This window comes from Type-E symbiont of Plautia stali (genome assembly GCF_059731115.1).
In genome coordinates, this window is record NZ_AP035906.1 from 3,095,488 (window position 1) to 3,110,544 (window position 15,057).

Sequence of the window (15,057 nt, forward strand, 5' to 3'; positions counted from 1 at the left end):
ATAATGGTGACGGACACTGAGCGGAGGCGCATTTTTGCGATTTTCCCGCCGGACAATCCGTCCAGCAACAGCATCACGGAGTCAGAATGGGTCAGGAAAAGCTGTATATAGAAAAAGAAATAAGCTGGTTAAGCTTCAACGAACGTGTATTACAGGAAGCAGCAGACAAAACGAACCCGCTGATCGAGCGCATGCGCTTCCTGGGAATCTATTCCAACAATCTCGAAGAGTTCTACAAAGTGCGCTTCGCCGATCTGAAACGTCGCATTCTGATTGGTGAGGAACAGGGCACGCCGACGACCCTTCGTCATATCTTGAAAAAAATTCAGCTGCGGGTGCAGAAATCGGATCAGGAATTCGATGCGCTGTACAACGACCTGCTGCTGGAGATGGCACGTAATCAGATCTTCCTGATCAACGAACGCCAGCTGTCGCCGAATCAGCAAGAGTGGCTGCGCTATTACTTCAAACATCAATTACGCCAGCACGTCACGCCGATTCTGATTAACCACGACACCGATCTGATTGAGTTCCTCAAAGACGACTACACCTATCTGGCGGTCGAGATCATTCGCGGCGACGATATTCGTTATGCGCTGCTGGAAATCCCGTCTGACAAGGTTCCCCGTTTCGTCAATTTACCCGCTGAATCACCGCGTCGTCGCAAGCCGATGATTCTGCTGGATAACATCCTGCGCTATTGCCTGGATGAAATCTTCAAAGGCTTCTTCGATTACGATGCGCTGAATGCCTATTCGATGAAGATGACGCGCGATGCCGAGTATGACCTCGTTACCGAGATGGAATCGAGCCTGCTGGAACTGATGTCCTCCAGCCTGAAGCAGCGTCTCAACGCAGAACCGGTGCGCTTTGTGTATCAGCGTGATATGCCGGATGCGATGGTGGAAATGCTGCGTCATAAGCTGTCGATTTCGAACTACGATTCGATTGTGCCGGGCGGCCGTTACCACAACTTTAAAGACTTTATTGGCTTCCCGAACGTCGGCAAAGCCAATCTGGAAAACCGTCCGCTGCCGCAAATCCGTCACATCGGCTTTGATGGCTTCCGTAACGGTTTCGATGCCATCCGTAATCGCGATGTGCTGCTCTACTATCCGTATCATACCTTTGAGCACGTGCTGGAGCTGTTGCGTCAGGCATCGTTCGACCCAAGCGTGCTGGCGATTAAGATCAACATTTATCGTGTCGCTAAAAACTCACGCATCATGGATGCGATGATTCACGCCGCCTATAACGGTAAAAAAGTGACTGTGGTGGTTGAGCTGCAGGCGCGCTTTGATGAAGAAGCCAACATTCGCTGGGCAAAACGCCTGACCGAAGCCGGTGTGCACGTGATCTTCTCCGCGCCGGGTCTGAAAATTCACGCCAAACTGTTCCTGATTTCACGTCGTGAAGGCGATGAGATTGTGCGTTATGCGCATATCGGCACCGGTAACTTCAACGAAAAAACCGCACGCATTTATACTGACTATTCATTGCTGACCGCAGATGCGCGCATCACCAATGAAGTGCGCCGCGTGTTCAACTTTATTGAGAACCCGTATCGTCCGGTGACGTTCGAACACTTACTGGTGTCGCCGCAGAACTCGCGCGACATGCTGTATAAGTTGATCGATGCCGAGATCGCCAATGCCCAGCAGAAAAAACCGGCGGGCATTACGCTGAAAATCAACAATCTCGTCGATAACGGCCTGGTGGATCGCCTCTATGCCGCGTCATCTGCGGGCGTGAAGATCAATTTACTGGTGCGCGGCATGTGTTCTCTGATCCCTGATTTACCGGGCATCAGCGAAAATATTCGTATTACCAGCATCGTTGACCGTTATCTTGAGCATGACCGCGTCTATATTTTTGAGAGCGGCGGCGAGAAAAAGGTTTATCTCTCTTCCGCAGACTGGATGACGCGTAATATCGATCACCGTATTGAGGTGGCCGTGGCGATCCTTGATCCCCGCGTGAAGCAGCGCATTCTGGATATCATTGCCATTCTGTTGAGTGATACCGTGAAAGCGCGCATCGTGGACAAAGAACTGAGTAACCGTTATGTTCCGCGCGGCAATCGCAAGAAGGTGCGCTCGCAGCTGGCGATTTACGATTACATCAAGAAACTGGAACAACCCGAATAACGCCTATGCCAATTTCCCATAAAAGTACGCCGAAACCGCAGGAATTTGCTGCCATCGATCTGGGCTCAAACAGTTTCCACATGGTCATTGCCCGTGTGGTCGATGGCGCCATGCAAGTGTTGGGGCGTTTGAAACAGCGCGTGCATCTGGCCGATGGGTTAGATGCGCAAAATCGCCTGAGCGATGAGGCGATGGAGCGTGGCCTGAGCTGCCTGGCGCTGTTTGCGGAGCGTTTACAGGGGTTCAGCCCGGCAAACGTCACTATCGTCGGTACGCACACGCTGCGTATCGCCACCAATGCCGAAGAGTTCCTGCAGCGCGCCGCAGAGGTGATCCCCTATCCGATCGAGATCATCTCTGGCAACGAAGAAGCGCGTCTGATCTTCATGGGCGTGGAGCACACGCAGCCGGAAAAAGGCCGCAAGCTGGTGATCGATATCGGCGGCGGTTCAACCGAACTGGTGATCGGTGAGGATTTTGAACCGCAGCTGGTGGAAAGCCGCCGCATGGGTTGTGTCAGCTTTGCCAATCTCTATTTCCCGAAAGGGGAAATTTCGCCTGAACACTTCCGTCGCGCGCGTTTGTCCGCGGCGCAGAAGCTGGAAACCATGGCGTGGCAGTATCGTCTGCACGGCTGGCAGTATGCGCTGGGTGCTTCAGGCTCGATCAAAGCGGCCTGCGAAGTGCTGCTGGCAATGGGTGAGAAAGAGAAACTGATCACCCCGGAAACGCTGGAAATGCTGGTTGCTGAAGTATTGAAGCACAAGTCTTTCAATGCGTTGAGTCTGCCGGGCTTATCGGAAGAGCGTAAAGCGGTGTTTGTACCTGGCTTAGCGATTCTGTGTGGCGTGTTTGATGCGCTGGCGATTCGCGAACTGCGCCTGTCTGATGGCGCGCTGCGTGAAGGTGTGCTGTATGAGATGGAAGGTCGCTTCCGCCATCAGGATATCCGCAGCCGCACCGCGCAAAGTCTGGCTAACCACTACGCTATCGATAGCGATCAGGCACGCCGCGTGCTGGAAACCACCGAGCAGCTTTATCTGCAGTGGCTGGATCAAAATCCCAAGCTGGCGAATCCACAGCTCTCCGCGCTGCTGAAATGGGCTGCGCTGCTGCATGAAGTCGGATTGACCATCAATCACAGCGGCATGCAGCGCCATTCAGCTTACATCCTGCAGAACTCCAACATGCCTGGTTTTAATCAGGATCAACAGATGCTGTTGGCCATGCTGGTACGCTACCACCGTAAAGCGGTGAAGCAGGATGAGATGCCACGTTTCACCTTGTTCAAAAAGAAACAGTTCCTGCCGATGGTGTTCCTGTTACGTCTGGGTACGCTGCTGAATAATCAGCGCCAGGCCACCACCAAGCCGGACTCGCTCAAGCTCAAGGCGGATGACAGCAACTGGACGCTGACTTTCCCGCGTGGCTATCTGAGCCAGAATACGCTGGTACAGCTGGATCTGGAGCGTGAGCAAGCCTACTGGAATGATGTCACCGGCTGGAAACTGACGCTGGAAGAGGAGTAATGCGGGCTGCTGGCCCGCTGTATCACTATGACAACACGTCCCGATAACTATTTCGCGGAAAAATACGGTCTGACACCGACCCACTCCGAAGTGCTGGCTGCATTGCCAAAACTGGCAGTGGGCAAAGCGTTAGACCTCGGCTGCGGCCAGGGCCGTAATAGCCTGTTCCTGAATCAGCATGGTTTTGACGTGACGGCCTGGGACAGCAATCCCGCTAGCCTTGAGCGTCTGAATAGCATTATTCAGGAAGAGAATCTGGAGAACATTCGCACGGAACTGTGCGATCTCAACCAGGTGCGGTTCAACGGTGGCTATCAGTTCGTGCTATCAACAGTGGTGATGATGTTTCTGCAACCGGAATCCATCCCACAGCTGATTGCCGATATGCAGGCCAGTACGCTGAAATATGGCTATAACCTGATTGTGGCGGCGATGAGCACGGATGATTATCCCAACTCGCAGAACTTCCCGTTTACGTTCAAATCCGGCGAGCTGAGCCATTACTATCGCAACTGGCACATCGTGAAGTACAACGAGGAAATCGGTGAACTGCATCGTCGTGATGAAAACGGCGATCGCATCAAATACCGTTTCGCCACGCTACTGGCGCAAAAAGCCAGCTATTGATGACGAGGCCGCGAAATGCGGCCCCATCTGATTTTGATCAACGCACCCTTAACCATTACTGCTCATTTTTCACACAGCAATTGACCTGACGATCTAACTGTGACTAAATGTTGCCATCGCCCAGCCGGGCATTTACAGGAACCACCCCGCGTGAACAGCGCCATCCCAGCACGAAGACGTCCCAAAACCGGTACCATGACTCGCATTATTTTGCTGATCAGTTTCTTCATTTTGGTTGGCCGTCTGATTTTCATCATCCCCGGTGCTATTGAGCATCATCAGCAAAAAAAAGCCGCACCTGAGCCGGTCACCACACTGAGCACCAGCGATTCGCGCTAAGGAACTTGCGGGTCATCGTTGCTTGCCGCTTCACATTGCCCGATTGTGACAATGCTGCTTAATGCGCCCTGATTACCCGCAACGCGCTACACTTTGACCTGACTTTACAGACACAAGGGACGCGTTATGTCTGCTCCGTATGCACAACAATTAACTGAAATCCGTCAGCGCATCTTGCATCTGCTCCTCAGCGAGGACGATCTCGTTGATGTGCTGCTGGATAAATCTATCGATCTCAATGCTGCCGAGTTGCGGGAGATCACCGACTGGCGCCATCAGCTGGAAGAAGAGCTGCATCAACTGCACGCAGCTGACTTAGCGGATATCCTCGAAGCGCTACCTGAACAAGAGCGTCTGGCATTATGGCGCCTTGTGCCCTCCGAACAGCGCGGTCGCGTGCTGGTCGAAGCCTCTGAAACCGTCTGGGCCAGCCTGACGGAAGGTATGACTGATCGCGAGATTCTGCACGCTATTGAGCCGCTGGACATCGACGATCAGGTATATCTGGCTCGCTATCTGCCGCGTGATTTAACCGGACGTTTACTCACCACGCTGGAGCCAAACCTGCGTGCACGCCTGCTGGAAGTGATCGAGCTTGATCGCGACCGCGTGGGCCAGGTGATGGATTTCAATATTCTGACCGTCCGATCTGACGTGACCCTCGCCACCGTGCAGCGCTTTCTGCGCAAGCGCAAAAGCATGCCGGATGGTACCGATAAAATCTTTATTACTGACGAACAGAATCAGTTGCTGGGTGAGTTAACACTCACCGACATTTTACTCAACAAGCCAAAGACGCTGGTTTCTGACGTGATGAATGCGCGCCCGACCACCTTTCAGCTCGACGACAAAGCCGAAGATGCAGCCAGTGCCTTTGAGCGTTATAACCTGATCTCTGCCGCCGTTATTGATGCGAAAGGCAAGTTGATTGGCCGTATCACCGTGGAAGACGTGATCGATCTGGTTAACGAAGAGAACGAAAGTAACATTCGTAAGATGGGCGGTATCAGCCAGGGTGAGGACGTGTTCGCGCCGGTGCGCAAAGCGGTGGGTAAACGCTGGGCGTGGCTCGCCATCAATCTGTGTACCGCATTTATCGCTTCTCGCGTAATTGGCCTGTTTGAAGAGACCATTTCTCAACTGGTGGCGCTGGCGGCGCTGATGCCTATCGTCGCCGGGATTGGCGGTAACACCGGTAACCAAACCATCACCATGATTGTGCGTGCACTGGCGCTACATCAGGTGGAACCCGGTAACTTCTCCTTTCTGGTGGTACGTGAACTCGGCGTTGCCCTGATTAACGGGCTATTCTGGGGCGGAATCATGGGCAGCATCACCTGGTTGATGTACGACAATATGCAACTCGGTGGCGTAATGATGCTGGCGATGGTGCTTAATCTGCTGCTGGCGGCGCTCATGGGCGTACTGATTCCGTTGATCATGACCAAGATGAAACGCGACCCGGCAGTAGGTTCCAGCGTGCTGATCACCGCTATCACCGACACCGGCGGTTTCTTTATTTTCCTCGGTCTGGCAACGGTGTTTTTGCTGCACCGTTAAATCAAAGACAGTGCGCGTAACGTTGCAGCGCTTGCTGCAAATTGAGTTGCAACGTTGCGTGCGCCAGTTCGCTGATGCCTGGTGTTACGCGCGATGAGCCGCGTTGATTTAACCACTCGACCACATCGATAAGGTGCCACAGCGCGGTTTTACCATCATGAATTGGACGTGGAAACTGCGGGCTGTGAGTGAGCATTAACTTCCGCATATTCTGGCGCGATACGCCGATCAACTCGGCGATATCCGTAAGGCCGACCAGATCGGGGGCCGCTTCAATCAGTTCGGCATCGGGTAAAGCCTGAATGACTTCGGCTAAGGCATCGCGAATCGCTTGCTGCGCACTCTCCGCTTCCCGGTAGTACATCAGACTCAATTTACCGGCTACGCCAGTACCCACCAGCGCATCAGTGCAACCGGCAGCGCCGAGTCGTTCCAGGGCTTCGTCATCAGACACAGCCTCACTCAACTGAAAACGTAACGTGAATTCAAATTCCATTTTTACATCCTTATCGTTTCACTCTTGAGCAGTTATCCACCACTCGCTTTAACATCCTGGCATGATTTTCAGGGCTCTTAGGCGTGCTCCAGATGCAGGTAATACAGAAATCACCGCATCGACACTCTGCTGATTTCTCCGGGCAATACATTTTTCCCCACGCATGATGCCCACCCTGCACAATTTTCCATCCCTGAACTTCTGCATAACGTAAAACGCTTTCAATCTCTTTGTGCGGGTGTCGCTTCCTTTCTGACATTGCATGCCACCTTATACTTTGAACATTAGGTTGTCAACTGACAACCACCTTCAGTTTTCAGATGCTATGTCATCAGCATTTAAGGCGTGAGAGAACAACAAGTGTCCTGTGATCCCGGATTTAATTTGAGGTTGGATACCAGCGCACAAAATCGAGCGCACCTGAGTTCAAGCGCATATACACTTAGCGCTATCACTGACCTGAGGGAGAAACAGCATGTTTAAAGTTGATGATTTTGTGCAGTCGAAGACCGGTGGCCCAAAGATGCAGGTCACACGGGTTGAAGGTGAGTTGTTATGGTGCGCACGCGTTGATGATGCCATCAAGCGTGAGATCGAAGTCAGAGCTGATAGCGTGAATTTGTATCACGAAGAAGGCGATTTCGGCGTGTGCTGATTCTTCCGTTGCGCGATAAATAGCGCCGCTACTGGTCAGTGCCCCCTGCCATAGCGGCGTAATTTATTGTGTAATGCCTGGTTTTGCTCGCCATGAATGACGCGCTACGCTGCTCGGTGCGATTAATGACACCCTTACATTGTTTGGTGCGGTTTTCGTAGAGTGCGCATTCATGCGTACCAGGTTATAGACGCACTCACTGGCTTAAGTGAATGGCATTACGCAATTTATTGCACGACGTGAACGCAGACAATCACGGATTGTCCTTTTGCAGATTATCTTGCCCAATACCGCCAATAAACGGCAAGCGCAGTTTTAATGGCGCGAAGTCCAGCCCCAGATTCAATCCCAATACATTCACTTCCAACCCTTCTTCCGCACCCAAGGTAACGCCTAACACACCCAGCAAGGACACCTGTAACCCACGCCCCGACGGTGGTAATCCAATTGGATGAAGCAGAGAGCGATAATCTTTGCCTAGTGCATTAGCAGGCAAATCCAGCTTCAACGCAGGCACTTCACGGCCAATGTGTGCCATAAAGGTGTTGCTGTTCGGTCCCGGCCACGCGTGATAGGTCGTTGGCCATGGGTAAGATTTTATCGCCGCTTCGATCTGCGGAATCATTGCTTCTGCTTCCTTGCCGCGATGCTCCACCAGTAAACGCGGTTTCGCGCCGTACCAGTATCCGTCCGGCAGGTTTGCGTTGCGACGCACCTTGTCGCCACTGCCCCAGCTGATCACTTCGTAACGGTTGTACTGCGTCTCTCCCGCGCGTTTGAAAATGATCCACGGATGCACCGCGACAGCGCCCTTCCAGCCATATGTGGGCGCGGCATAGACCTGCACGATGGCCAGATTGGCATATTGATGTGGGTCCGGCGCTAACCCGGCCGAATCCCGTCGCGCCGTCGCCCAGCCACCGCGCTCACTGGTTAACTCACCGGTGCGCGTGGCTTGCGCCAGACTCGCTGCCAGTGAGAGCAACACAATACAGAGGAAAGAGAGGAGAAAGGCTTTCAATGGCAGCATCGACGGCGTCCTGATGATTAACAATTCACCGGCCATCATGCATTGATAGAGGTGGGTTTGTATTCACTAACTATGCTTTGCTGTCCTGGAAAAGAAAAAGCCCGCATTTAAGCGGGCCTGATAGGCGATTCAATCAGCGGAAATTATTCCCACTCGATTGTTAATGATGGCATTTAACTTATAAAAATCAATTAATTAAAAATAGATCATTGTGTAATGCCATACAAAATACCATGCTGTCGATTGGTATGAATTAGATCACAGTTTAAGTTATTTTTAGATTAAGTTGCTCAGGTTGGGTCCGACGCACAACATACACACGGGTATTAGTGGATCTAATACAATAAATTAGCTAACCAAAACTTCAACCACTGAGAGGCATGTTTTGGTAGCCTAAACATAAATGTACAGTGCGGAGGAATGGATTTGAGATTTTTAGCCGACGGCCCATCAATCCCTGATGATCTCCTTCTTGCCAGAGATCAGGGCCGTGTAATCTTCTTTTGCGGGGCGGGCGTATCCCGAGCGCGTGCTCAATTACCTGATTTCTTTGGCTTAGCAAGTCAAGTTGTTGCTAGGCTTGGCGTCGACCAAAATAGTCCTGCCTATAGACTAATCCTTGAAGCTAGAGAGATTGACCAGCGTGTTGGCATACCCGGCGTCATATCTGCTGACCGTGTCTTCGGGCTTCTAGAAAGAGACTTTGACTCACGCGATATTGAGGAGGCGGTTGCATCTGCATTAAAACCACCTGCGGATTGCGATCTAACCGCACACAGGGTTTTGCTAGACTTAGCGACAACGCCACAAGGCACTGTTCAATTAGTCACAACGAACTTCGACAGATTGTTTAATGATTGCGGGCGCAATCTTCGCGTATGGCAACCACCGAGGTTACCAAACCCCTCACTACCAAATGAGATCAACGGAATAGTTTATCTCCATGGCCGCTCAACGTCGACCTATACAGCTGCTGAGAATGATGGCTTTGTTCTCTCAAGTTCAGAATTTGGTCGTGCATATCTCTCCGACGGATGGGCAACAACCTTCATTCGTGAAATACTTGGAAAATATGTTGTTGTATTTGTGGGTTATACCGCCGACGATCCGCCAGTTCAATACCTTCTTGAAGCTTTGCGTAAAACCTCAGGTAACCGCGAAAACGCTTATGCTTTCCAAAGTGGCGACCATGATGATGCCGTTGCACGATGGCGGCACAAAGGTGTTGAAGCCATCCCATATAGTCCGGAAGATGCACATGCTGCATTATGGAAATCTCTTGACGCTTGGGCTGAGCGAGCCCGAAATCCCGACGCTTGGTTCACAAAGGTTATTGACGCATCAAAAAAAGGACCGACAGCACTTCAACCTCATGAACGCGGTCAGGTGGCACATGTTATTTCGACCTACGAAGGCGTAAAGAAGTTCTGCGAGGGAGAGGTTATTCCCCCTGCTGAATGGCTTTGTGTGTTCGATAAATACAGACGATTCGCAAGGCCGAGTAATTCAATCTCACGTAGTAACAAAGAACCATATGTTGATCCATTTGATCTATATGGCCTTGATTCAGACCCCCTGCCGACTAAACCAGATCCTGAAAATAATTATGCCAAGCGAGAAACACCATCCAATGCGTGGGATGCCTTCGAACTTAATCATCTTGATAAAGCAGCGATCCGCGATGAAAATCTTTCTGCGTTTCGCGGACATTGGGCTAATCACTTCCCACGTATTGTTCCGCGCATAGATAAATTGGGCATATGGCTCTCAAAAGTTTGCGACCAGCCTGCCGCTGTATGGTGGGCATCCCATCAGTCGTCACTTAATCAGAACATTCAACAGCTCATCTCTTGGGAGCTAGAGCGAAGCATTCACCCAATACGTCAGAACATTCGCAACTCTTGGCGTTTGCTTTTTGAAACCTGGAGCCATGTCGAAGACTTTTATCAAGAGTGGTATACCCTGCAAGATGTCATTAAGGTTGAGGGATGGAGTCACGCTATAGTTAGGCGGTTTGGAGAGGTGCTCCGGCCTCACTTTTCTGCAAGGCCTTCTTCCAGGAATACACCGAATCCGCACGTAGCAGGGATCGTTCAGGAAGATGAAGAACACTTGCTGTGGGTGGACGTGAAATACCCTGAAACGCACGAAAAAATTACAGTCCCTGATGAATGGTGTTCAGCACTTGTTAAAGCCCTACGACAGAATCTCGAACTGGCTCTTGCACTTGAACAAGAAGTTGGTGGATATGCCCTTGGATGTATAATTCCATTAATTAAGGATGATATTGAAGATGCCGACAACTATCATAGAACGCATGGACTTTCAGCTTTAGTTATCCAATTTTCCGAGCTATTCACACAACTAGTTAAAACTAATAAATCAGCCGCTAAACGCGAATTTTTATCATGGTCTACGGAAGATGACACTATATTTGCTCGGCTACGAATATGGGCATCAGGAAAAAAAAGCATTGTTTCAGATAATGAATTCGGACAATTCATATCGTCTTTAAGCGATACCGCCTTCTGGGATAGTTATCATCAACGAGACCTTTTACTGGTCATCGCAGAGCGATGGAAGAAACTCGGTGGAGCACCGCGCAAATTAATTGAACAAAAGCTGTTGATAGGACCAAAGCGATGGCAGAGAGAGAAGATTGCAGCCTTCGATAGCAGACGAGCTTGGGTGATTCTAGATCGCATTCAGTGGCTTCAAAACTCAGAATGTAAGCTTTCAGCCTGCACCCGTAAACAAGCCAAGCTGCTCCATGTTGCTGTGCCCGACTGGAAAGAGGATAGTGGTTTGAGAGCTGCTGAATCGTTGGAAGGTCGGTCTGGATGGGTAAGAACTAACACCAGTCATGAGGCACTAGCAGATACCCCCCTTTCACTAATACTGTTGCAAGCGAAGGAACGGAGTGGTCGATCAGACGATTTCCTCGTCGAGAACGATCCTTTTTCCGGCCTCGCGGCTCAACGCCCTGTGCGCGCTTTTGCTGCGCTGACCCATGCTGCGAAACAGGGGGATTTTCCAGTGTGGGCATGGCAAAGTTTCCTTACTTCCGAGGCACGGAATAATGACAAGGCAAGATTAGCTTGGTTGATTGCCGAACGACTATCTCGTTATCCAAATGCGCAGCTTGCAATGATTCTCCGCCCCGCAGCCGATTGGCTAAAAGATGCCAGTGCAAAGCTAAGCAAGGACTACTCTCCTATTTTTGACTGCATTTTGAGGAAGCTAGTTGGCGTCCTTCGTGAATCGCCTAATGAAGGACGTTCAGGTATTATTCGAGGTTCAAAGGAACCAGACTGGACGATGGAAGCGATTAATTCTCCCACTGGTAAGATTGCGCAGGCGCTTTTTAATGATCCCCGTAGTAAGAATCTCAATCGAAACCAAGGCATTCCTTCCGAATGGCTTGTTCAGGCTGAGGAACTGTTGGCGCTTCAAAACGACTTGCGCAGACATGCAATTGTGATTTTTTTTCACAATCTCGATTGGTTTTTCGCTGTCGATTCAAAATGGACAGAGCATTACTTATTGCCTGTGCTTCAGGATAACGGCAGGGAGGACCGCGACGCAGCATGGTCGGGCTTCCTATGGAGGGCGAGAACTCCAAATCGAGAGCTCTATATGCGGTTGAAAAATCACATTCTGCAGTTCGCCGTTAACCCTCTCTCATCTCGACGCTCAAATGGTGAAATCATCGCAGGTATGATCCTTGCTGGGTGGGGAACTGTTGACGACATCACCGGCGAGCGTTGTATCTCCAATGAAGAGATGCGCAGCTTACTTTTGAAAGTCGATGACGAGTTTCGATCACGAATACTATGGCAGGCTCAACGATGGTCTGACGAGATAAACGAAAACTCAAACGAACAATGGAAAGCACAGCTTCCCGAACTGCTGCAGATTTGGCCGCGCCAACTTTCAGCCAGAACACCCAACACGTCGGCTCGCCTTTGCGAATTGGCTTTCTCTAGTGGCGATGAATTTCCTACTATAGCTGCATTGGTTTTGCCGTTCTTGGGTAGAATTGAGCGTGACCATTTGATGCTGCCAGAACTTCGTCGATCAGGAGGCGATATAGTAAACCGGTACCCAGAACAGGCGCTGGCTTTACTTCATGTCGTTCTACCAGACAACGCGCTGGCTTGGCCATATGGGACAGAAGAGATATTGAAACAAATTGGAGAGGCAAGCAGCGCACTAAATAGCGACGATAGGCTGATTTCTCTGAAGCGGCTATGGGACGCAAGGTGATGTGATGCAGGACATTCCAGCATGATCTGTGAGGTGGATTGCGATATTGATGCCCACGAATACTAAAATCCTCATGCCTCATCATGAGTGGCTGCTACGCTACGCTTATACGACAACATGCCAGCATCATTTAGTTAGTAATGATATCTGCAATTCTTTCATGGCATGCCTTTCGCATGCCATGAAAAATACTGTTGATGATAGTTATAGATAATTATTGGTTCATAATTATTATAAATAAATCAATGAACTATATACAACTTCACTCCCACTCAATTGTTTGCAGCCTAATAAAGGCAATATTTCTAAGTATCTTATAAAACAATGGGTTAATAATGACATGGTTGATACCATGCTTCGAACTAACGACCTAGAGACGCTCCCTATTGCCGTCTAACACCGACTCGCCACGACTATAGGCAGGTGTTGTAAATATGGCACGACTTTGGGGACAAACCAGCCGTTCGTGATCATATGGGAAGCGGCAGGTTTCGGTTGAAGTCGACGTTGAGGTTTTTCCGCAATCGCCCCGGAATGAGCAGCCCTGGCCGTTGGCGGTATGGCGGGTTTGGGGTTGACGAAACCCCGAAGCATCCCTGTTTAATTCGGTTCGGACATTTATCCATATCGACAATCTGGACCTGTGATCCTTGATCAGCACCCGTCACCCTCGCCAATTATCGGCACGCTTTTTGAAGTCGATCTTATTCCACTCCGCTTTCCAGAGCGTGAGATATTTCACGTCACTGGACGAGGGTTCGGGGTCGCATTTCTCAACATACACGACACACGGCATGATGACGGCGTCCCCGATCAAAAGCGCCTCCCCTTGCTCTAGCGCGGGCATTCCCTCGGTCAAATTGCCAAGCGTATCCGGCAATAGTCGGCGGACATAGCTTTGATCATCAGGATTAGTAAGACGCATCGCCAGGAAGTTGGAGCATTGCGAAAAAATAGTTTCTGAAATTTCAGACGGTCTCTGGCTCGAAATCAGTAGGCTGATGCCGTATTTTCGGCCTTCTTTGGCAATGCGTTCGATAGCAGCCAGTGAAGCCTTATAGCGGGAAAGACCGCTCTTCGGCGCATATTTGTGCGCTTCCTCATAGACCATCAGGAATGGCTGTTCGGTTTTGCTTTCAACGCGCCGGGCATAGTAGCAAAAATCGAACATTAGACGTGAGATGAGCGAAACGGTGATGCTGAGCAGTTCAAAAGGGATGCCGCTAAGGTCGATGATGGTGACATTCGACTCACCTCCCGCGTTGTAGCCAGTGAACTGTCTAAGAACATCCTCCAAAGAAGCGTTCTTAGCCTTTTCACCGAAAATAAACCTTAGGCGTGTGTTCGCGATTTTTGATCTGACCCGTCGTTCGAACTTGTCGATTGTCCCGTCTGCATATGGCCCTTTATTAATCTCACTACGTTTTGTCGTCGCGAAATCGCGTAATTCCATGCAATAGTGTTCGATCTGGGCATCGACGTCAGGGAATTCGATTTCCGTGGTGTCCTTAAACTTGATCAGCAAAGAATTGTCAGCGTTCTTTGTCTCTCTAGTGAGATTTCTGAACGCATTCGCTACATGATTGATCTCGTATGGAAGTGGACTGTCAAAATTGACCTTCTCTACACCAGGATTACTGATCTTTTTTGCGATAGTAACAATCTGCCGCAGCAATGCCTCTTGGTTGTAATTGTTATTGTCACCTGACTCCAGAAACATGTCCTCCATCTCGTCTTCGTTTAGCAACCAATATGGCAGGACGAGATCATCGACGGTAATGACATTTGCTCCCGGAAACGCGGCGGTATATTCGGAATGAAGATCAAATATCAGGATATGGGAGTTGTTAAGGCCCTGGTATTCGCCTGTTTTAGCTGATATAGCCCTTTGCAGAACCGACGACACACTCGACGATTTTCCTGATCCCGAAGCACCGACAACGGCAATATGTTTGTTGAAAAACCGGTCGCCATGAACAGGTACAACGATATCACGCTGCCTGGTCAATGACGAAAAGCAAAAGCGGTCTTCAGCCGCATAGCAGTCTGCATAGATGGCTGCGATTTCCGCTTTCGTCGCCGGGACGACCTTCTTTGGCGGAATGGCGAGTTCGTCACCGCCGCGATTGAACTTTCCGTCTTTAAGGGTCCCGAGAGGATACGCATCAATCATATAGACGCGCTTGTAGTCACTGCTGCCGTTGACTTTTACCTCTTTCATCTCGATTGAAAAGCTTTCGATGATGCAAATGAGAGAAACGTTGTCGTTGTCCGACACCTTGAGAAAGGACCCAACACGAAGAGACTCTCCAGCCGCTTGGAAATTCAAAAGATCATCGACGGCCACTCGGACTTTGTTGGGGTAAACGGCGACAACCTCAGCATTGGCGATTTCATCAGTCATGGTT

10 protein-coding genes are annotated in these 15,057 nt (G+C 50.3%); 7 read left to right on the forward strand and 3 right to left on the reverse strand.

Annotated features, from left to right (window positions below; all coding sequences use genetic code 11):
• The first annotated feature begins 86 nt into the window (after positions 1-86).
• The 5 genes from ppk1 to mgtE all read left to right on the forward strand — a co-directional run bounded on the left by ppk1 (position 87) and on the right by mgtE (position 6,202).
• Positions 87-2,147 (forward strand): polyphosphate kinase 1, encoded by a 2,061-nt coding sequence (gene ppk1, locus AC6I8L_RS14250; protein WP_034825724.1) that lies wholly within the window; start codon positions 87-89, stop codon positions 2,145-2,147.
• A gap of 5 nt (positions 2,148-2,152) precedes the next feature.
• Positions 2,153-3,676, forward strand: a complete 1,524-nt coding sequence (ppx, locus tag AC6I8L_RS14255) for an exopolyphosphatase (RefSeq protein ID WP_058959121.1) — start codon at positions 2,153-2,155, stop codon at positions 3,674-3,676.
• A 27-nt stretch (positions 3,677-3,703) separates the two neighbouring features.
• Complete coding sequence (gene tehB, locus AC6I8L_RS14260; protein ID WP_058959122.1) at positions 3,704-4,303, forward strand: tellurite resistance methyltransferase TehB; 600 nt, start codon at positions 3,704-3,706, stop codon at positions 4,301-4,303.
• 150 nt (positions 4,304-4,453) lie between these two features.
• Entirely contained in the window at positions 4,454-4,642 is a 189-nt protein-coding gene (locus AC6I8L_RS14265) for a YfgG family protein (protein ID WP_034825717.1), read from the forward strand.
• A 126-nt stretch (positions 4,643-4,768) separates the two neighbouring features.
• The gene (gene mgtE / locus AC6I8L_RS14270) at positions 4,769-6,202 is read left to right on the forward strand and encodes a magnesium transporter (protein ID WP_058959123.1); all 1,434 of its coding nucleotides are present in this window, start codon (positions 4,769-4,771) and stop codon (positions 6,200-6,202) included.
• Position 6,203: 1 nt separating this feature from the next.
• Here the strand turns inward: mgtE and AC6I8L_RS14275 are convergent, their stop codons facing one another.
• On the reverse strand, positions 6,204-6,698 hold the full coding sequence (locus AC6I8L_RS14275; protein WP_058959124.1) for a helix-turn-helix transcriptional regulator: 495 nt from the start codon (positions 6,696-6,698) through the stop codon (positions 6,204-6,206).
• A 475-nt stretch (positions 6,699-7,173) separates the two neighbouring features.
• Here AC6I8L_RS14275 and AC6I8L_RS14280 point away from each other — a divergent pair, with 475 nt between their 5' ends.
• Positions 7,174-7,353 (forward strand): GDFGVC terminal motif YodC-like protein, encoded by a 180-nt coding sequence (locus tag AC6I8L_RS14280; RefSeq protein ID WP_058959125.1) that lies wholly within the window; start codon positions 7,174-7,176, stop codon positions 7,351-7,353.
• 253 nt (positions 7,354-7,606) lie between these two features.
• Here the strand turns inward: AC6I8L_RS14280 and AC6I8L_RS14285 are convergent, their stop codons facing one another.
• A complete protein-coding gene (locus tag AC6I8L_RS14285) occupies positions 7,607-8,383 on the reverse strand; it encodes a DUF3750 domain-containing protein (RefSeq protein WP_058959126.1) in 777 nt (258 codons plus the stop codon).
• Between the two features lie 420 nt (positions 8,384-8,803).
• Here AC6I8L_RS14285 and AC6I8L_RS14290 point away from each other — a divergent pair, with 420 nt between their 5' ends.
• Positions 8,804-12,649, forward strand: a complete 3,846-nt coding sequence (locus tag AC6I8L_RS14290) for an SIR2 family protein (RefSeq protein ID WP_082678087.1) — start codon at positions 8,804-8,806, stop codon at positions 12,647-12,649.
• 664 nt (positions 12,650-13,313) lie between these two features.
• Here AC6I8L_RS14290 and AC6I8L_RS14295 read toward each other — a convergent pair.
• Complete coding sequence (locus AC6I8L_RS14295) at positions 13,314-15,053, reverse strand: ATP-binding protein (RefSeq protein WP_498013935.1); 1,740 nt, start codon at positions 15,051-15,053, stop codon at positions 13,314-13,316.
• Positions 15,054-15,057 lie beyond the last annotated feature (4 nt).